19 protein-coding genes and 1 other annotated feature are annotated in these 18580 nt (G+C 52.2%); all 19 genes read left to right on the top strand.

Annotated features, from left to right (window positions below; all coding sequences use genetic code 11):
- Window positions 1-29: 29 nt before the first annotated feature.
- Window positions 30-401 (top strand): desulfoferrodoxin family protein, encoded by a 372-nt coding sequence (locus DWY25_RS00595; RefSeq protein ID WP_039865028.1) that lies wholly within the window; start codon window positions 30-32, stop codon window positions 399-401.
- A gap of 172 nt (window positions 402-573) precedes the next feature.
- Entirely contained in the window at window positions 574-2769 is a 2196-nt protein-coding gene (pnp, locus tag DWY25_RS00590) for a polyribonucleotide nucleotidyltransferase (RefSeq protein ID WP_117892358.1), read from the top strand.
- Between the two features lie 54 nt (window positions 2770-2823).
- On the top strand, window positions 2824-3465 hold the full coding sequence (gene trmB / locus DWY25_RS00585) for a tRNA (guanosine(46)-N7)-methyltransferase TrmB (protein ID WP_117892355.1): 642 nt from the start codon (window positions 2824-2826) through the stop codon (window positions 3463-3465).
- 48 nt (window positions 3466-3513) lie between these two features.
- Window positions 3514-4275: a hypothetical protein gene (locus DWY25_RS00580; protein ID WP_117892352.1), complete on the top strand. Its 762-nt coding sequence runs from the start codon at window positions 3514-3516 to the stop codon at window positions 4273-4275.
- 50 nt (window positions 4276-4325) lie between these two features.
- Window positions 4326-4970, top strand: coding sequence for a hypothetical protein (locus tag DWY25_RS00575; protein WP_117892349.1), 645 nt, complete (start codon window positions 4326-4328; stop codon window positions 4968-4970).
- Between the two features lie 13 nt (window positions 4971-4983).
- Window positions 4984-6291, top strand: coding sequence for a UDP-N-acetylmuramate--L-alanine ligase (murC, locus tag DWY25_RS00570; protein ID WP_117892346.1), 1308 nt, complete (start codon window positions 4984-4986; stop codon window positions 6289-6291).
- A gap of 331 nt (window positions 6292-6622) precedes the next feature.
- The gene (locus tag DWY25_RS00565) at window positions 6623-8392 is read left to right on the top strand and encodes an oleate hydratase (RefSeq protein ID WP_039865029.1); all 1770 of its coding nucleotides are present in this window, start codon (window positions 6623-6625) and stop codon (window positions 8390-8392) included.
- 295 nt (window positions 8393-8687) lie between these two features.
- Window positions 8688-9116 carry a hypothetical protein gene (locus tag DWY25_RS00560; protein ID WP_006060266.1) on the top strand — a complete coding sequence of 143 codons (429 nt, stop codon included), beginning with the start codon at window positions 8688-8690 and terminating at the stop codon, window positions 9114-9116.
- Window positions 9109-9804 (top strand): hypothetical protein, encoded by a 696-nt coding sequence (locus DWY25_RS00555; protein ID WP_117892343.1) that lies wholly within the window; start codon window positions 9109-9111, stop codon window positions 9802-9804. Before DWY25_RS00560 ends, DWY25_RS00555 begins: the two co-directional genes overlap by 8 nt.
- Complete coding sequence (locus tag DWY25_RS00550; protein WP_006060268.1) at window positions 9782-10774, top strand: LacI family DNA-binding transcriptional regulator; 993 nt, start codon at window positions 9782-9784, stop codon at window positions 10772-10774. The genes DWY25_RS00555 and DWY25_RS00550 overlap by 23 nt, the downstream gene beginning before the upstream one ends.
- Window positions 10775-10809: 35 nt before the next feature.
- Window positions 10810-11012 (top strand) — a binding site (T-box leader).
- 35 nt (window positions 11013-11047) lie between these two features.
- Window positions 11048-12274: a tyrosine--tRNA ligase gene (gene tyrS, locus DWY25_RS00545; RefSeq protein ID WP_039865030.1), complete on the top strand. Its 1227-nt coding sequence runs from the start codon at window positions 11048-11050 to the stop codon at window positions 12272-12274.
- 182 nt (window positions 12275-12456) lie between these two features.
- A complete protein-coding gene (locus tag DWY25_RS00540; protein ID WP_117892340.1) occupies window positions 12457-13260 on the top strand; it encodes a dipicolinate synthase subunit DpsA in 804 nt (267 codons plus the stop codon).
- Window positions 13257-13835: a dipicolinate synthase subunit B gene (locus DWY25_RS00535; RefSeq protein ID WP_117892338.1), complete on the top strand. Its 579-nt coding sequence runs from the start codon at window positions 13257-13259 to the stop codon at window positions 13833-13835. The genes DWY25_RS00540 and DWY25_RS00535 overlap by 4 nt, the downstream gene beginning before the upstream one ends.
- Complete coding sequence (dapA, locus tag DWY25_RS00530; RefSeq protein WP_117892335.1) at window positions 13832-14704, top strand: 4-hydroxy-tetrahydrodipicolinate synthase; 873 nt, start codon at window positions 13832-13834, stop codon at window positions 14702-14704. The genes DWY25_RS00535 and dapA overlap by 4 nt, the downstream gene beginning before the upstream one ends.
- A 48-nt stretch (window positions 14705-14752) precedes the next feature.
- Window positions 14753-14980, top strand: coding sequence for a sporulation protein Cse60 (locus DWY25_RS00525; RefSeq protein ID WP_117892332.1), 228 nt, complete (start codon window positions 14753-14755; stop codon window positions 14978-14980).
- Window positions 14973-15134, top strand: coding sequence for a DUF1540 domain-containing protein (locus DWY25_RS00520; RefSeq protein ID WP_006060274.1), 162 nt, complete (start codon window positions 14973-14975; stop codon window positions 15132-15134). The genes DWY25_RS00525 and DWY25_RS00520 overlap by 8 nt, the downstream gene beginning before the upstream one ends.
- A gap of 330 nt (window positions 15135-15464) precedes the next feature.
- Window positions 15465-16061 carry a hypothetical protein gene (locus DWY25_RS00515; RefSeq protein WP_147336641.1) on the top strand — a complete coding sequence of 199 codons (597 nt, stop codon included), beginning with the start codon at window positions 15465-15467 and terminating at the stop codon, window positions 16059-16061.
- A gap of 2 nt (window positions 16062-16063) precedes the next feature.
- Window positions 16064-17701: an oligosaccharide flippase family protein gene (locus DWY25_RS00510; RefSeq protein ID WP_117892327.1), complete on the top strand. Its 1638-nt coding sequence runs from the start codon at window positions 16064-16066 to the stop codon at window positions 17699-17701.
- Window positions 17698-18411: a pseudouridine synthase gene (locus tag DWY25_RS00505; protein ID WP_420809853.1), complete on the top strand. Its 714-nt coding sequence runs from the start codon at window positions 17698-17700 to the stop codon at window positions 18409-18411. Before DWY25_RS00510 ends, DWY25_RS00505 begins: the two co-directional genes overlap by 4 nt.
- The last annotated feature ends 169 nt before the right edge of the window (window positions 18412-18580 follow it).

Here is an 18580-nt window from a genome sequence, read left to right as displayed (position 1 = left end):
GCTCATCAAGTCAAAAGGAGGACTGTTGAATGAAAATTTTACGATGCAACCACTGCGGAAATACAACCTATGTTCTGCACGATTCATATGTACCGATGATCTGCTGCGGCGAGGAAATGCACGAGCTGATCGCCAACACCACGGAAGCGGCGCTGGAGAAACATCTGCCGGCGGTCACCATGAACGAAGGCAAAATTGAAGTCGTTGTCGGCAGCGTTGAACATCCAATGACCGACGCGCATTATATCGAATGGATCCTGCTGGAAACGGACAAAGGCGTACAGATTCGCCATCTGACTCCCGCTGATGCGCCGAAGGCGGTCTTTGAGATCGGTGAAGGCAAACCGCTGGCGGTTTATGAATACTGCAATCTGCACGGTCTGTGGAAGACTGAACTGTAAAAATCATGGAGGAATCGCTCCCGGCCGGGAGCTTTTTCTTTGTTTTGGCGTCAGCCATATTTCCCCGGTTGGGAAAACCTCAAAAAATGGCGGCATTTGTCTTAAACTATTCTATGCTTTACGCAAAAACTGTGATAAAATTGTAAAGGTTAACATTTAATGAGGTGAACAAATGGCGAAAGAGGTATTTACATTCGACTTCTGCGGCCGCAATCTGACGATTGAAACCGGAGAAATCGCAAAACAGGCAGGTGGAGCTGTCGTAGTCCGTTACCAAGATACAGTAGTGTTGTCAACCGCTACTGCCAACCATACTCCGAAAGATTCAGACTTCTTCCCGCTGACGGTCAGCTTTGAAGAAAAGCTGTATTCCGTCGGTAAGATTCCAGGCGGCTTTTTACGCCGCGAGGGCCGGCCGAGCGAACATGCGACGCTGACCGCGCGGATGATCGACCGTCCGATCCGTCCGCTGTTTGCGGAAGGCTTCCGCAACGAAGTCCAGGTCGTCAACACGGTGTTGTCCGTTGATCAGGACTGCTCGGCGGAAATGGCCGCCATGTTCGGCGCTTCCTGTGCGCTGTGCATTTCTGATATTCCGTTTAACGGTCCGATCGCCGGCGTTATCGTCGGCCGTGTGGACGGCAAGTTCGTGATCAATCCTTCCGTTGAGGAATCGGAAAAGTCGGATATTCATCTGACGGTTGCCGGAACTAAGGACGCGATCAACATGGTCGAAGCCGGAGCGAAGGAAGTCAGCGAAGAAGAGATGATCGACGCACTGATGTTCGGTCACGATCACATCAAGATGCTTTGCGAATTCCAGGAACAGATTATCGCGAAGTGTGCGAAGCCGAAGATGGAAATCAAGCTGGACGTCGTGCCGGAAGAAATCAAGGCTGAAATCGACGAATTGGCGAAAGCGCGTCTGATCGAAGCGGTTTCGATTAAGCTGAAGCTGGAACGCTACGGCAAGATCGACGAGATTACCGACGAGATGGCGGCGCTGTTCGAGGCCCGCGAATACGCAAGCGAAAAACTGAAAGACAAAACGGTCAAGCAGGTCCGCGCGTACTGCACGGAAATCGTGGCCAACGAAGTCCGGCGTTTAATTTCCGAAGAAAAGATCCGCCCGGACGGCCGCGCTGTCGACGAACTGCGTCCATTGAACTCGCAGGTTGATCTGCTTCCGCGCGTGCATGGCTCGGCGATGTTTACCCGCGGTGAAACGCAGGTCATGTCGGCTTGTACCTTAGGCGCGCTGGGCGACAACCAGATCATCGACGATCTGACGGAAATTGAAACCAAGCGCTTTATGCATCACTATAACTTCCCGCCGTATTCTGTCGGGGAAACAGGCCGTATGGGTTCTCCGGGACGGCGTGAAATCGGTCACGGTGCCCTGGGTGAGAGAGCCTTGTCGGCGGTCATTCCCAGCGAGGAAGAATTCCCATACACCATCCGTTTAGTCGCGGAAGTCTTGGAATCCAACGGTTCCTCCTCCCAGGCTTCAATCTGCGCCGGGACGATGGCGCTGATGTCCGCGGGCGTTCCGATCAAGGCGCCGGTGGCCGGTGTGGCGATGGGTCTGATCAAGACCAGCGACGAGCATTACACCGTATTGACGGATATTCAGGGCATGGAAGACCACTATGGCGATATGGACTTCAAGGTTGCGGGGACGCCGAAAGGCATTACCGCCCTTCAGATGGACATCAAGATCGACGGCATCAACCGTGCGATCCTGGAGGAAGCGCTGGCGCAGGCCAAGAAAGGCCGCGCTGAAATCATGGCGAACATGATGGCGGCGATCAGCGAACCACGTCCGGAAGTCAGCCCGTACGCGCCGAAGATGTACCGCATGATGATTCCGGTGGATAAGATCCGCGAAGTCATCGGCACGGGCGGCAAGATGATCAACCAGATCATCGCGGACTGCGATAACGTCAAGATTGATATTGAAGACGACGGTTCAGTGGTCATCTATCACAGCGATAAGAACGCGATCATGAAGGCGGCGGAAACGATCAATCAGATTCTCCGCGAAGCCAAGGTCGGCGAAATCTATGACGGCAAGGTTGTCCGGTTGGAGAAGTTCGGCGCCTTTGTTGAACTGTTCCCGGGAACTGACGGTCTGCTTCACGTATCGAAGATCGATTACAAGCGGGTTGAAAAGCCGGAAGACGTGCTGAAACTGGGCGACGTCATCAAGGTTATCGTCACGGAGATCGATGAGAAAGGCCGCGTTAATGTTTCCCATCGCGACTTGATGGAAAAGCCGGAAGGCTGGGACGAAGAACAGCGGGCGAAACGGGCTGCGCGCGAACGCCGGGACGGCGAGAAACGCGTGTTCCGGAAGCGAGAACAATAAGCTGACAGCGGGTCAAATCTGATCCGCTGTTTTATTCCAAAGGAGGATTCGACAATGAGAATGCGTAAAAAATCCTGGGCTGAACCCTTTTTAAAGGAAAACCCGGATTTCGTTATCGAAAAGCCGGAAGTTCGGGCCGGCCGCTGGCATGAACTGCTGGGCTGCACGCGCCTGCGGGTGGAGATCGGCAGCGGGAAGGGCGATTATTTCACCAAAATGGCGGCGATGAACACGGAAGAGGGCTGGATTGGCATTGAAAAAGAACATAACGTCGCTGCGGTCGCCGTAAAAAAAGCGCTCGCTCAGCCGCACGAACACATGGCGTTTATCGCTCAGGACGCCGATCAGATCAGCACCTGGTTTGCCCCCGGGGAGATCGACGTCATCCATTTGAACTTTTCCGATCCGTGGCCGAAAAGCGGATATGCGAAGCGGCGGCTGTCGCACGCCCGGTTTCTAAAACAATATGAAACGCTGCTGAATGAAAACGGCCAGGTGATCATGAAAACGGACAATCCGAAGCTGTTTGAGTTTTCCCTGACAGAATTTTCCAAAGAGAACTGGCTGTTGTGCGAGGTGAGCGTCGATTTCCGCCGTCTGCCCCATCCGGAAGACGCGATCACGGAATACGAACAGAAATTTATGGATCTGGGCCAGCCGATTTACCGCGCAGTTTGGCAGAAGAAAGCCATTTAAAAAAACCGGGAAACATGATAGAATAAACAAAACGAAGGGAGGACTTTCATGCGTAAAATAACTCTGCTTCTGTTTTGCCTGTGTCTATGCGGATGCAGCGCTCAGGGCAGTCTCGATGGCCGGCTGCAGGCGGCTTGTACGCAAGCCAGCGCACTGACGATCAATGTTCACGCCGATAACGTAAAGGATCTGTATAGTTATTATGTTGAACCGGGCGTGGGTCGGCGGAACTCGACAGCTTCCTCCAACGTCTTCGTTCTGGATAACCAGGAATTTATTATGAACCTGAATATCGCTGAAATCGTCAACGTTAAGCTTTACGATCAAACCCAGAGCGTGACGCTGCCGCAGGGCGAGCGTTGGCTGAGCGTCAGCGAGGGCGAGTTTGCCGACGTCCAGGGGCGGACGCAGAAGTATGCCGCAGGGCTGATGGCGGCGGCGAACGGACAGGTGATGGTGATGGTGAAAACGCCGTATTTCACCTTTACCGGGTTAAGCAATGAAACCGGCGCTCCGGCGCTGGCGGGAGAAATGATCAAGATCGCTCGCACGGCTACGGTCGATGAGGACGCGGTGCTTAAGGCCTATTCATCCCGGACGAAAATCAGTTATGTGAAAGAGAATCTGAATTTATTTGAAGATGAAATTCCGGAGAACGGCCGGCTGGAAGAAATGATGCCGAACAAACCGGTGCATACCGGCGGTGATATCGACCAGAGCGGCGAAACCTTCGACGACGGCACCAGTGCCGACGATCTGCCGCTGAATGAAAACGACGACGATATCCAGACGCCGTCGGAGAGCGAATAGGCAACAATTTCCGCAAGGATGAATACAATGAAAAGGCAGGATGATCCCGTATGATAAAAAAATTAATGTCGTTGATTTTTGAAGAAGAAGTCGTAGACGAGGTTGAGGAGGAACCGGTACCGGTTCGCCGCAGCAATCCGGCTAAAGCGCCGGTCCAGCCTGAGGCCAAGGCGGCAGTTCCGCTTCCGCAGGAAGTCAAGGCGGTTTATCTGGACACCAAAAAAGAGAAAGAAAAGGAGCCGGCGGTGAAGAAGGAGCCTTCCAGCAAGCTGGGCAAAATGACGATTGCGGAAGATAAACCTGTAAAAAAGAAGCCGGTCCGGGTAGAACCGAAGGAAGATTATGAATTCACACCGGTGATCTCGCCGATTTTCGGTGTGCTTGGAGAAAAGAGCCAGCCGGCCAAGACGCCGGCGGTAAAGAAGGTCAGTCCGGTGAAGAGTTCGCTGGGCACTGTGATTTCGCCGATTTACGGTATGGATAAGCCGCAGGAAGACAAGGTTGAGGAAATTCCGGAACGCCTGGACAAACCTGCGGCGGCCGTCAAAGAAGAACCGCTGCTCAATGTGTCGCTCGATGAGCTGCTTCAGAAGCCGCAGGAAGCTGTGGCGGGCGTCAAGGGAGATGAGGAAGGGTCTGATAAAACGGTCGTTTCGCAGAATCTGAGCTTGTTTGACGACGATCTGAATTCATAGAGAGGGTGTTGTTATGGTCTTTTTTATCGGCATCAAGGGTACGGGCATGGCGGCGCTGGCCTGCATTCTCAACGATTTAGGCATGGAAGTTTCCGGCTCGGATTTGACGAAGCATTTCTTTACGGAGGATCCGCTTATCGAACGGCATATTCCGATCCTGCCGTTTGATCCGGCGAACATTCGCGACGGGATGACGGTCATCATTGGCAACGCCTTCAAAGAAGATTTTCCGGAAGTGGCGGCCGCCCGGTCCAATCCGAAGGTGACGTGCTATCGGTATCATGAATATTTAGGCGCGTTGATGAAGGACTATACGAGCCTGTGCGTGGCGGGCAGCCATGGCAAGACGACGACGACCGGGATGCTGGCGGCCATGATGGACGAAATTGCGCCGACCGGGCATCTGATCGGCGACGGGTCCGGGGAAATTCATCCGGACAGCCAATATCTGGCGGTGGAGGCCTGCGAGTACCGGCGGCACTTTCTGGCGTATCATCCGGATTACGCGATCATTACCAACGCTGATCTGGATCATGTCGATTATTTTAAAACCGAAGCTGATTACGCGAAAGCGTATGAGGAATTTGCCAGTCAGGTGAAGAAAGGCCTGGTTTTGTTCGGGGATGATCCGAAGGTCAGAGCGCTGCGGATTGATCCGAAGGTGACGCATTATTATTACGGCGTTGACGACGGCAACGATTTCCAGGCGGTCAACATCGTGGAAACCAGCGAGGATATGCACTTCGACGTGCTGTTTCAAGGCAAGCTGCAGGGACATTTTGATCTGCCGTTTGTCGGCCGGCATCTGTTATGGAACAGCCTCGGCGTGATTGCGCTGGGATTGCTGGAGGGCTATACCGCCGAACAGATCGAACCCGGATTGGCGTCGTTCAAGGGTACAAAGCGCCGCTTCACCATTGAGAAGCATGGCGAGAACGTCTTTGTCGATGACTATGCTCATCATCCGACTGAGGTCTCGATTACCATCGACGCCGCCCGTAAACGGTTCCCGGGCAAAAAGCTGATTGCGATCTTTAAACCGCATCGCGTATCCCGCGTTTTCCATTTTGCCGATGATTTTGCCGCGGCTTTAAAGAAAGCGGACGAAGTCTATCTGTGCGATTTTACGAGCATTGATGACAAGGAAGACGGGATTGATATTGATATTACCTATCTTCAAGAGCGGATTCCAGACTCTAAAATTTTAAGCGAAGACGAACAGGGGGCGGCCGAATTAGCCGCGCTGGCGCCGGCAGTTTATCTGTTTATGTCCAGCAAGGACATCTACGGCTTAAGCGGGCTAGTCAAACAGAAACTGTAATAAAATTTGATGAACGAACAAATCAGGAGTGTTTAGCTATGGCGATACGCTCCTGATTTTTTTGCGTTTGTTTCCTGCGATGGGAAGGAAATGTAAAAAGGTGAGGAGAATAGCCGCTTTTGGGGGACAGGCCGGAAACTGAAAGGCTTGCCCGCAAGTCAGAACGGGATTTCCTGTTTTTTGACAATTGTTCGATTTTGGCTAAAATCATGACATATTTTTCGGCCTGTCGGAATTTTATACAGCCTGTTTGGGGTGTCTATGGCCGGGGCGGACAAGAAGAAGTATGCTAAGAACGGTTAGAAAAAGAGAAACAGGAGGAATAAAAATTATGTATTACAGCAATGGCAACTACGAAGCGTTCGCGCATCCGCGCAAGCCGGAAGGTGTTGACAACAAGTCCGCGTATCTGGTCGGTTCCGGACTGGCGGCGCTGTCCGCGGCGTGTTTCTTAGTTCGTGACGGACAGATGAAGGGCGAACATATCCATATTCTGGAGGAAGGGAAGCTGCCCGGCGGCGCCTGCGACGGCATTAAAGATCCGCAGAAAGGTTTCATCATCCGCGGCGGCCGGGAAATGGAAAATCACTTTGAATGTTTGTGGGATCTGTTCCGTTCGATTCCGTCCTTAGAAACGGAAGGCGTTTCCGTACTGGACGAATACTACTGGCTGAACAAAGATGACCCGAACTATTCGCTGATGCGCGCGACGATCAACCGCGGCGAAGATGCGCACACCGACGGCAAATTTGGTCTGAGCGACAAAGCGGCGATGGAGATCATGAAGCTGTTCTTTACGAAGGACGAAGATCTCTATGATAAAAAGATTACCGATGTCTTCGACGACGAATTCTTCTCCAGCAATTTCTGGCTGTACTGGCGCACGATGTTCGCGTTTGAGGACTGGCATTCAGCTCTGGAAATGAAGCTGTATATCCAGCGCTTCATCCATCACGTCGGCGGTCTGCCGGATTTTTCCGCGCTGAAATTCACGAAGTACAATCAGTACGAATCCCTGATTCTGCCGATGGTAAACTATCTGGAAGAGCATCACGTGCAGTTTGAATATGATACGCGCGTGACCAATGTTGAATTTGAAATCACCGGAGAGAAGAAGGTGGCCCGCCGGATCGTCTGCGTCCGGGAAGGGCAGGAAACTACGATTCCGCTGACGGAAAACGATCTTGTCTTCGTGACCAACGGCAGCTGCACGGAAAATTCCTCGTTGGGCGACAACGATCACGCGCCGCAGTTCAACGATCAAAACGGCGGATGCTGGCAGCTGTGGCGAAACATCGCGGCGCAGGATCCGGCGTTTGGCCATCCGGATAAATTCTGCACGCAGACCGATAAGACTTATTGGGAATCCGCGACGGTCACCACGCTGGACGACCGCATTCCACCGTATATCCAGAAGATCTGCAAGCGTGATCCGTTCAGCGGCAAGGTCGTCACCGGCGGCATCATCACGGTCAAGGATTCCAACTGGCTGATGAGCTACACGCTGAACCGCCAGCCGCATTTCAAGGATCAGCCGAAGGATCAGCTGGTCGTCTGGGTTTACGGCCTGTTCGGCGATGTGCCGGGCAACTATGTGAAAAAGCCGATGCGCGAGTGCACCGGTACGGAAATCACCGAGGAATGGCTGTACCATCTGGGCGTGCCGGAGGATCAGATTCATGACATGGCCGTTAATTCCGCCCGCTGCATCCCCTGCATGATGCCGTATATCACCGCCTTCTTCATGCCGCGCACCGCGGGCGACCGGCCGAAGGTTGTGCCGGAAGGCTGCGTGAACTTCGCGTTTATCGGCCAGTTTGCCGATACTGTCCGCGACACGGTGTTCACGACGGAATATTCCGTCCGGACCGGCATGGAAGCCGTCTATACGCTCTTAGACGTCGACCGCGGCGTGCCGGAGGTCTTCAATTCGGTCTATGACGTCCGCGTGCTGATGGATTCAACCTATAAGATGCTGGACGGGCGCAAGCTGGAAGACATCAAGGTGCCGTGGCTGGTTCACTGGATTGAAAAGAAGGGCCTGAAAAAGATCCAGGGCACGGTGATTGAGGAATTGCTGCAAGAATATCATCTGATTTAAATCAATTCGCAATCGCAAATGAGATCCTGATTCCAACGAGTCAGGATCTTTAATCTTAATCCTGACCGGGTTAAGAAAGTTATAAAATTAAACAAAGTGGAGAAGAAAATCTACTCCTGAAAAAGTTTCGCCGAATCTTCACATTCCAGAATTTCTGCGGAAATAACAGAAAAGCCTTTTATTTCCAGCTTTTCCCAACGAGTTCAAAGGTTTCCGAAGATTCGGATGGTTAAGCGCTATCAAATTTATTGAAAATCTTTTCATAATTGAGTATAATACAATTGAGGTGATTTTGATGGACGAATTATTGGCGGCCATGTATAAAGTTTCAGTACAGCTGGTCCCGATTCTGGGGGTCGCTGTACTTTGTTTTCTTATTTATTTATTGCGCCATTGCGTCACATTTATTAAGGAATTAACGGTCATGGTTCAGAAGGCCGGTTCCGCGATGGAGGGGGTAGACAAAAGCATTGACAAGCTTCAGGCGCCCTTGGACACAGTGGTCCGGTTATCGGGAACGATTGACCAAGTTCAGGAAAGTGCTGTGGGAGCTGTCAAAAATATGGCTGGTTTTATGGCCGGGAATCTCGACAGCGCCAAGGAGGCGGCCGCCGCGCGCACGGCGAAGAAGAAGCCAGCGCCGCAGCCGGAACCGGCGGCGGTAACCCCTGCGGAAAGCGAAGAACCTAAAACTCAGAGTGAAGGAGGAACAGAACATGAGTGACGAAAACAAAAGAGTAGACGAAGAAGTAGAAAAAACGGTGGAAGATCTGAAAAAACAGATCGAAGAAATCAACCGCGAAGCGGAAGACGCCGGCAGTCACGAGTCGTCGGAAGTCAAGGAAAAGATCGAAGCGGCGGCGAAGAAAGCGATTGAGATTCTGAATCAGGGAATCGATCAGCTGAAGTTGTTGACAGCTCAGGTTCAGGACAGCGATACCTACCGCAAAACGATGAGCCAGGTGAAAGCTACGACGGATAAAGCGGTCGCGGAATCCCGGCGGCTGTTCCATGAGATCAAGACAGATCCGAAGCTGAATAAGGCTGTGGAAGAGATTAAGAAGTCAGTCAGCGATGTCAGTGAGAAAGTGTCCGGCTGCGTTAAAAGCGGCTTGGACGAGCTGAAAAGCAATGAAGATCTGATGGAAAAAGTCGATCAGATCAAGGACGGCACGGCGGCTTTGGTCGAAAAAGGCCAGCGCGCGGTGAAGGATTTTACAAGCAAGCCGGAAGTGCAGCAGAATATTGAAAAAGCCAAGGATGTGACGATCGACGTTGCGGAAAAGACGGTCGACGCCTTGAAAAACTGGTTAAGACCGCAGCCGGCCGCTGAGGCTGAGCCGGAAGCCAAACCGGAAAATGAAGAAGAAAAGGAGAACAGTGCAGAGCATGAAGAGAGTAACAATCTATGATGTAGCCAACGAAGCCGGCGTTTCCCTCGCCACGGTATCCCGCGTCATCAACGGCAGCAACGTCGTTAAGGGCGGAACAAAGCAAAAGGTCGAGGAAGCGATTGAAAAACTGGGCTACAAGCCGAATGCGATTGCGCAGGGGCTGGCTCTGCAGAAAACGACGACGATCGCGCTGGTGATCCCGGAGGCCAGTTTTACCTATACGGGTCAGATCATCAACGGGCTGTTGGACGTTGCGAAAATCTATAAATACAACATCATGCTTCACACGACGACTGAAGGCATCAACGAGATCAACGATATCATTGAAAATATCATTAAGTCCCGGGTTGACGGCGTCGTCATTTATAATGATAAGCTGATGCGTGAAGAACTGAATACGCTGACCAAATATAACGTCCCGATTGTGATTATCGGCAACAAAGTATCCGATGCCAAGATCAGCTCGGTCTACGTCGATATTGAGAACGCCGTTTACGAGCTGGTCATGAAGTATTTAGAAGGCGGCAAGCGCGACATCGCGATCATTCAGGACCGGAAAAACGGGTATTCCATCGATCAGATGATCAATGGGGCGAAGAAAGCCTACGCAACCAAAGGACTGGAATTCAACGGCTATCTGGAGATTCCCGGCCAGTACCGCACGTCTTATGATTTCATGAAGGATTATCTGCAGGATCACAAACATGATCTGATTATTGCCAACCGGGATTCGCAGGCGATTGCGGTTGTCAACGCGGCGAAGGAAAACGGCATCGACATTCCGAAGGAAATGGAAATTGTCTGCGTCATCGACACGAAATACAATTCGATGATGCGGCCGCAGATTTCCAGCTTCGCCATTCCGTCCTATGATTTAGGCGCGGTTTCGATGCGCGTCATGACGAAGATGCTGCAGGAAAATACCGACGATATTGACAAAGAAATTGAATTGAGCTATCTGTTTACGCCGCGGCAATCGACTTTGTGATTGACATCTTCACCGGTCTGCGGCTATAATAGCTCTAACAGGCTGGGAAGAGAAAGAGTAGCCTTGGAATGCTTGAAGAGAGCCTTTGGGTGGTGCGAAAAGGCAGCAGGAAAAGGGGAATACACCTCGGAGCCTCCTATGGCAAAGATAGGACGCGGACTTCGGCGTTATGAAGAAGAGCATATCCTGACAACAAGGGATATGAATTAAGGTGGTACCGCGCAAAGACGTCCTTATTGGGGCGTCTTTTTATTTCGAAGGAGGAAAAATCAAATGGGTATCTATGAAGAACTGGAATGGCGGGGGTTGATCAAGGATGTCAGCTCGCCGGAATTGCGGGAGAAATTAAACGCCGGGGGCATGACGTTTTATATCGGGACGGATCCGACCGGGGATAGTCTGCATATCGGGCATTTCTCGTCGTTTCTCATCAGCAAGCGCTTAAAAGACGCCGGACACAATCCAATCTTGTTAGTCGGCGGCGGCACCGGGCTGATCGGCGATCCGAAGCCGGATGCGGAACGGCCGATGGTCACGAAAGAAGAAGTTAATCACAACTATGAATGCCTGAAAAAACAGGCGGAGAAGGTTTTCGGCTTTGAGGTTGTCAACAACTATGACTGGTATAAGGATATCAACTTCATTGACTTCCTGCGGGATTATGGGAAATACTTTAATATCAATTACATGCTGAACAAGGATATCGTGCGCCGCCGTCTGGACGCCGGCATCACCTATACCGAGTTCTCATACATGTTGATGCAGGCGATGGATTTCTGGTGGCTGCATGAAAACAAGGGCTGCACGCTGCAGGTAGCCGGTCAGGATCAGTGGGGCAACATCACGGCCGGGATTGAGCTGATCCGCAAGAAGACGGGAAAGGAAGCCTATGGCTTTACGATGCCGCTGCTGACCAAGTCGGACGGTACGAAATTCGGCAAGACCAACGGTCATGCGATCTGGCTGGATATCAACAAGACGTCGGCTTATGAAATGTACCAGTTCTTCATCAACTCCGAGGATAACAAGGTCATCGACTACCTGAAATTTTTGACCTTCTTAAGCCGGGAGGAAATCGAAGCGCTGGAAGAAAAGAACCGGACCGAACCGCATCTGCGTGAAGCGCATAAGACGCTGGCGAAGGAAGTCATTACGTTCATTCATGGTGAGGAAGCGTACAACACCGCGATTAAAATCGCGCAGACGCTGTTCGGCGGCAACCTCAAGGATCTGACCGTGGAGGAGCTGAAGCAGGGCATTTCCGACATGCCACGGTTTACGATCGAGGACAAGCAGCCGTTACTCGACGTGCTGGTGGCGACCGGTATTGCGAAAAGCAAGCGCGAAGGCCGCGAGTGGATCGCCGGCGGGTCGATTCAGGTCAACGGCGAAAAGGTCACGGATCCGATGACGCCGGTCTGCCGCAGCGAAGCGTTTAATCAGGAATTTACGATTCTGCGCAAAGGCAAGAAGAACTATTTCGTCTGCGATTTCCAATAAGCCGATCATCGAAACGATTTGAATCGCTTTATCGTTGAAGCCGGCTTCGCATGAAAGAAAGCGTTTGGCTGGAAAAATAAATTGTAAGATCAGGAAGGGTTTGTTTCCCTCGGCAAGGACCGAAGGGACAGGAACCCTTCTTTTTTTTCGTCATAGAATGGGATACAAGAGGAGGTGCATCCATGAAAGCGGTCGTGTTTGTGAATGACCAGCGAATGGAAATTATCATTCAGCGTTTACGGTCGGCCGGGATTCAGGTCCAGGAAGGCCGGTGTGAAAAAGACATGGAACAGATCGAACGGATGGCGAACAAAATGGATCTGGTGATTCTGCCGATCCAGGGGGTCAGCGACGACGGGTTTATCGAACTTAAAAAACGAGGGTATTGCATGAAGGATTTCTTTGCTTCGCTGCGCAAGGAAACGTTGATTTTTACGGGGGTGATCACGCCGTACATTAAGAAGCTGCCGCAGACAGTGATCTCGCTTCTGGCGCGGGAGGAGGTCGTCGCAGCCAATGCAGCGCTGACGGCTGAGGGAATTTTAGCGATGGTGATCCAGAATACGCCGCGCTCGCTGCCGGAGTATCGTTATGACGTGATCGGCTTCGGCCATTGCGGCCGGGCGATTGCCGGACTGTTTCACCAGCTGGGGCTGGAAGTCAGGATTGTATCCGCGCATGCGCATCCCGAATCCGCACAACTGCCGTACAGCTTTATCCGGCTGCAGGAATGGCAGTTTCAACAGCCGTGGCCGGTCGTGATCAACACCGCGCCGGCGGAGGTGATCAGCGAGGCGATGGTGGCCGGCTGGCAGACACAGCCGCTGATCATTGATATCGCTTCGCGGGCGGTCGGCGTCAGCGAACGCGTATACAAACGCAAGGACACGCATGTCATCGCGGCTCCGCCGCTGCCGGGAATTGTAGCCTGGCAGAGTGCAGGTGAAATTTTAGCCGACGTGATTTTGAAAGAGGTGAAACGATGAAGCTTTTATGGGGAATGTGCGGTTCCTTCTGCAATCATGCCGCCGTCATTGAACAACTGACCGACATGGTTCAGCGCTGGCCGATCACGATGATTGTCAGTGAGAATACGGCGCAGCTGGACACCCGGTTTGGAACGGCGAAGGAACGGCTGACCCAGCTGGAAAGACTGACGGGCAAGCCGGTGATGACGACGCTGCAGGAAGCGGAGCGCACCGGTCCGATCGATCATTTCGATGCGATGGTCATCGCACCGATGACGGCGACTGAACTGAACAAATTGGCGCTGGGGATTTATGACACGCCGGTCACGCTGGCGGCCAAAGCCTTGCTTCGAAACGAGAAACCGCTGGTGCTGGGCATCGCGTCCAATGATTTCCTCGGCCTTTCCGGGGCGAATCTTCTGCGTCTGAAGCAGCTGCGGCATCTGTTTTTCGTGCCGTTCGGCCAGGACGACTACGTGCGTAAACCGAACAGTCTGGTCAGTGACTGGCGTTTAATTGAAACCGCGCTGCAGGCGGCGCTGGAAGACCGCCAGATCCAACCATTGTTATTGGAAGGGAAGGGATCCCAATGAAGCTGGGCCATTGCATGACGGCGCTGATCACGCCGATGACTGAAGCCGGAGAGCTTGATTTGCCGGCGTTAAGCAACCTTGTCGAGAAACTGATCGCGGAGGGCTGCGACGGGTTTGTCGTATGCGGAACAACGGCGGAAGCCAGCGCTTTGACCCGGGAAGAAAAACAACAGGTGCTGCACTGCGTCCTGAAGCAAAGCGAAGGCCGGGTCTGCGTCTGGATGGGCTGCGGCACCAACAACACTGCAGAGACGCTGGATCTCATCCGCTGGGTCAATGCGGAACCGGTCGACGGAATCATGCTTGTGTGTCCGTATTATGTCCGGCCGTCCCAACAAGGACTGTATGCCCATTTCGCGGCGTGCGCCCGCGTCAGTGAGAAACCGCTCATGCTTTACAATGTACCCAAGCGCTCCGGCGTGGCTTTAAGCGCTGAAACCGTGATTCGTTTAGCTCAGGATTATCCCCGGATCCGGGCCTTAAAGCAGGCGTGCCATGACATGGAGATGGTGAAGGCGATTCTGATGGCCAATGATCAGGTGCAGATTCTCAGCGGTGAGGACGGTTATTTTCTGGAAGGCCTGCGCGAGGGGATCAGCGGGATTGTTTCGGTCGCCGGCCATTGCATGATGCCGATGATCGTCAAGATCTGGGAAGATTATCAATACGGCGTGGAGAATGCGGAGCTGGATCAGTTTCTCAAGCAGGTCAGCAACCAGATTTTCAAAGTTTCCTCACCTTCGGATATCAAAGCGATGCTTGCACTGCAGGGGTGGTGCACAGACACGGTGCGGCTGCCGTTAGTGCCGCTGGATTCGATGGAAAAACAGGCGCTGCATGATTTTATGCAGCAGCACGCCCTGCTTTAGACAAATTTCACCCAGGGCCTGCGGGTATGCTGAAGCAGGGTGAGAAACATGATCCAGGTGAAAGTGTTTGACGAGCAGCATGAGGATGACCTGACCGACAGCCTGAACGAATTTCTGGCGGAGCTGGATGAAAAGGACGTGTTGTCAGTCCAGTTAGCGACCTCGCATTTCTCTGTGATTCCCGAACAGCTGTACAGCTTCAGCGGAATGATCGTCTATCGGATAAAATCGGCGGAAGCGGGAAACCTAAATGCGGGAGGCGATGACGATGAATAAGAACCGGATCGGGTGCAACGTCAAGACCTGCGTATATAACACGCAGTGCGAATGCACCGCTGAAAAGATTGAAGTCGGCTGTGACGAATGTGTCCAGCCTTGCTGCGATCACGAAACGCTGTGCCGGACCTTTAAGAAAAAGGCCGAGCGCTAAAGCGAAGGGGAAACTGATTTCTTCTGCCGGCTGAAAACGCGGGGAAAGAAAGCAGTTTCTTTTTCTTTTCTCTTCCTGAAACACAGTGCGGAAGGCGGCGAAAGGGGAAAGGAACGTTAAAAATAAGAGAGGGCATCCGTCCGGCGGCTTAACCGCAAAGACCGGCCGCTTTGTCCCGGCGTTAGTTCTCCAATTAAAAACGCAGGCAGGGAGAAAACAAGCGGTTTGATCGGCATGGGAGAAGAATTTGGCGGCGTCCGGCACAAAAGCGGGAATTAATGCTTTTGTAAGCTTAACGTCTTATGTTATAATACTCTGGAGGTGTTGCTTATGCGCAGACAGATACTTTGCTTGATGGCCGCCGCTTTGTTGCTGATCAGCGGCTGTTCTAAAAAGGATCCAAACCAAATCAGTACGGAAAAAATGCAGCTGTATACTGCTTACTATAAATCCATTATGGAGATGGACCGATTTCAGGAAAAATCGGATTTTTATGATCTCGAAGTCGTCATGAACCAGCTTCCTGACGGGACTTACCGGTATTATGTGATTTTGGATCAACCGCGGGTCGCTATGGTCGATGTGGAAATGCTGGTCGTCGACGCGGCTGTCGATTATTCCCAGACTTCAGTCATTGCACCATCGGTGGGTTTATTGGAAAATGAGGATTATTCGCTGATTCCCAATCAGGTTTATCCTGAGCTGGGCTATGTGAAGGGCTTGATGGCCAGCGGGGAAACCACTTCACCGATCGTTTCTCTGAACGTGATGGTGTTATGGAAGGATTACGCCAAATTGAAGGAAACCCGCGAATATCTGCAGCTGACGGGGGATTTTGAGAATCAAAGCACAACCCCGGAAGCTGAACCGGAGCCGGAGGGCGCGCATGACGATCTTCCGACGGAGGACGAGGGCGACAGTGAGTAGCCATGACCAAGGGTAAAAAACAATCGTTGATCGCCGGGGCGTTAACCAGCTCGGCCGGGATTTTTATTTCCAAAGCTCTGGGACTTCTTTATGTTGTCCCTTTTACTGCGATCGCCGGGGAAGCAAATATGTCGTTTTACAGCGTCGCTTATACCTACTATGATATCCTGTTAAGTATCTGTTCGGCTGGGATTCCGTTTGCGGTTGCGGCGATGGTCGCTAAATATTCGAATAACGAGGATTATAAAACTGTCATCCTGGTGCGCAAGCTGTCGATGGCGCTGATGCTTTTAAGCGGATTTGTCATGGCGATCTTGTTCATCATGGTATCCGGACCGCTGGCGGCTTCAGTGCTGGGGGCGAAGAAAACCCCGGAGGACGTCGCAATTTTGCGCAATGTCTTCATGATCCTGTCGCTGGCCGTCGTCTGCGTGCCGTTTCTCAGCTCGTTCCGCGGGTTTTACCAGGGGTTGAAGGATTTAAAATCGTATGCGTTCTCGCAGGTATTGGAACAGCTGACCCGGGTTGTTTCGCTCCTGGCACTGGGTGCTTTTTTTGTTTATATCCTGGATATGAACAACATTTTCGCCGTGTATATGGCGGTGTTGTCCACCTCGCTGGCGGCAATTGCGGCGATCGCCTATTATCTGATCTACGACCGCAAGCATTATCAGCCGATCAAGGAGCTGGCGCGGCATCAGACAAGCCGGCCGAAGGAAGTCGGCGAGCTGTTTCAGGAGCTGCTTCTGTTTGGCCTGCCCTATTTGATTACGGCGTTATTGGGCAATAGTATGAATATCGTCAACAATAACTTTTTTATCAACACGGCGACGTCTGCCGGAAGCAGTTATGAGGACGCCAAGCTGGCGCTGGGCATTATCCAGGTGCAGTGCAACAAGCTGACCTCGATTCCGCAGGTGCTGGCATTGGGCTTTTCGACGGGGATAGTTCCGTATGTTACGATCTCGCTGGAAAACCGCAACTTTAAAGAACTGCGGCGAAATGTTCTGGATTGTCTGGACACCGTTTTGTATATCGGCGCGCCGCTGTGCTTCTGTCTGTTTGCGCTGGCTTCGCCGATCTATTACATCATGTACGGCAAGGGAAATCTCAGCCTGGGCAGCGAAATGCTGGCATGGAGTTCGCTTTTGGCGTTAACCGGCACCTTGTCGCCGATCTGCAGCTCGTTAATGATGTCGCTGCGTTTCCGCCGTCAGAGTATCCTGTATCTGATCATCGGTTTTGTCGTCAAGCTGATCACGTTCTTTCCGCTTGTTAAATACACCGGTTTCAGCGGTGCGATCACCTCAAGCGTCGTGACGTCGCTGGTCATTATTTTCCTGAATCTGAATCTGATCAAGAAAAAATATAAAGTGCAGTACACGCGCGTTTGGCGGCGGTTAGGCGCGATTGCGATCGGTTTGATTGCGATGAACGGCTGTTTTGTCCTGCTGCGCTGGGCAGGCCTGACCGTGGTTAACGCTTCGCGGATCGTCGGGGTGCTGCAGTTAGCGGCTTATGGCATTCTGGGGATGCTGACGTATGTCATCACCACAGCGTTCTTCCGGCTGCCGCAGCATCTGTTCCACATGAGCCTGCCGGCGATGGTCCGGCGGATGACAAGGCGGTTTGTACGATGATGCGGCTGGATAAATTCCTGGCGCATGCCGGCTTCGGTACCCGCAAAGAGGTTAAGGAGCTGGTCCGTAAGGGCCGGGTCGAGGTCAACGGTCAGCGGGTAAAAAAGGATGATCAGAAAATTGACGAGCGGCAGGATCAGATCCAGGTCGACGGCCGGATCGTCACTTATGAAACTGAAGTTTACATCATGCTGAACAAACCTCAGGGCGTGGTCAGCGCCACGGAGGACAGCCGCTATGAAACAGTACTGGATTGTCTGGAAACGAACCGCTCCGACTTATTTCCGGTCGGCCGGCTGGATATTGATACCGAAGGCCTGCTTCTGATCACCAACGACGGCGCTTTGGCGCATGATCTGCTTTCGCCGAAAAAACATGTCGATAAGACTTATGAGGTGCATTTGGAAAGACCCTGGGATCCGCAGTATGAAGCGGCAATCCAGACAGGAATCCGGATCAGTGATGAGGAAGTCTGCCTTCCGGCGGCGCTTCGGCAGACAGCGGAACACGTCATTCTGCTGACGATCCAGGAAGGTAAATTTCATCAGGTGAAACGAATGATGCACGCCTGCGATAACGAGGTTGTGTACTTAAAACGGTTGACGATGGGTCCGCTGAAGCTGGATGCAGCGTTGCAGCCGGGGCAGTGGCGGAACTGTACACCGCAGGAAATCGAAGCTTTGAAAAATCATAAAAAAGCAGAAAAGTAAAAAGGACCGGAGGAAAAATGGTTCTTACTCGGTTTAGGGTAGGAATAGAATTTCCATACAAAGAAGCAGGTAAGATAAAGCGTTATATCTTGCCTGCCCTTTTTATTTTTGCCTAAAGCCGAATAAGAACCAGGAAAAATTCCAGTCTTTTTCTTATGCTTGGCTAACC

This window comes from Holdemania filiformis (assembly GCF_003459085.1).
In the GTDB taxonomy this organism is placed as follows: domain Bacteria; phylum Bacillota_I; class Bacilli_A; order Erysipelotrichales; family Erysipelotrichaceae; genus Holdemania; species Holdemania filiformis.
This window is presented reverse-complemented; position numbering and strand designations above follow the sequence as displayed.

Excerpts from the sequence above, each read along its gene's own strand:
- DWY25_RS00565 (WP_039865029.1), top strand. The coding sequence starts at position 6,623 with ATGTATTACAGCAATGGCAACTACGAAGCGTTCGCGCATCCGCGCAAG.
- DWY25_RS00580 (WP_117892352.1), top strand. The coding sequence starts at position 3,514 with ATGCGTAAAATAACTCTGCTTCTGTTTTGCCTGTGTCTATGCGGATGC.
- DWY25_RS00535 (WP_117892338.1), top strand. The coding sequence starts at position 13,257 with ATGAAGCTTTTATGGGGAATGTGCGGTTCCTTCTGCAATCATGCCGCC.
- murC (WP_117892346.1), top strand. The coding sequence starts at position 4,984 with ATGGTCTTTTTTATCGGCATCAAGGGTACGGGCATGGCGGCGCTGGCC.
- DWY25_RS00515 (WP_147336641.1), top strand. The coding sequence starts at position 15,465 with ATGCGCAGACAGATACTTTGCTTGATGGCCGCCGCTTTGTTGCTGATC.
- DWY25_RS00560 (WP_006060266.1), top strand. The coding sequence starts at position 8,688 with ATGGACGAATTATTGGCGGCCATGTATAAAGTTTCAGTACAGCTGGTC.
- dapA (WP_117892335.1), top strand. The coding sequence starts at position 13,832 with ATGAAGCTGGGCCATTGCATGACGGCGCTGATCACGCCGATGACTGAA.
- pnp (WP_117892358.1), top strand. The coding sequence starts at position 574 with ATGGCGAAAGAGGTATTTACATTCGACTTCTGCGGCCGCAATCTGACG.
- DWY25_RS00575 (WP_117892349.1), top strand. The coding sequence starts at position 4,326 with ATGATAAAAAAATTAATGTCGTTGATTTTTGAAGAAGAAGTCGTAGAC.
- trmB (WP_117892355.1), top strand. The coding sequence starts at position 2,824 with ATGAGAATGCGTAAAAAATCCTGGGCTGAACCCTTTTTAAAGGAAAAC.
- DWY25_RS00520 (WP_006060274.1), top strand. The coding sequence starts at position 14,973 with ATGAATAAGAACCGGATCGGGTGCAACGTCAAGACCTGCGTATATAAC.
- DWY25_RS00540 (WP_117892340.1), top strand. The coding sequence starts at position 12,457 with ATGAAAGCGGTCGTGTTTGTGAATGACCAGCGAATGGAAATTATCATT.
- DWY25_RS00505 (WP_420809853.1), top strand. The coding sequence starts at position 17,698 with ATGATGCGGCTGGATAAATTCCTGGCGCATGCCGGCTTCGGTACCCGC.
- DWY25_RS00550 (WP_006060268.1), top strand. The coding sequence starts at position 9,782 with ATGAAGAGAGTAACAATCTATGATGTAGCCAACGAAGCCGGCGTTTCC.
- DWY25_RS00595 (WP_039865028.1), top strand. The coding sequence starts at position 30 with ATGAAAATTTTACGATGCAACCACTGCGGAAATACAACCTATGTTCTG.
- DWY25_RS00525 (WP_117892332.1), top strand. The coding sequence starts at position 14,753 with ATGATCCAGGTGAAAGTGTTTGACGAGCAGCATGAGGATGACCTGACC.
- tyrS (WP_039865030.1), top strand. The coding sequence starts at position 11,048 with ATGGGTATCTATGAAGAACTGGAATGGCGGGGGTTGATCAAGGATGTC.
- DWY25_RS00555 (WP_117892343.1), top strand. The coding sequence starts at position 9,109 with ATGAGTGACGAAAACAAAAGAGTAGACGAAGAAGTAGAAAAAACGGTG.
- DWY25_RS00510 (WP_117892327.1), top strand. The coding sequence starts at position 16,064 with ATGACCAAGGGTAAAAAACAATCGTTGATCGCCGGGGCGTTAACCAGC.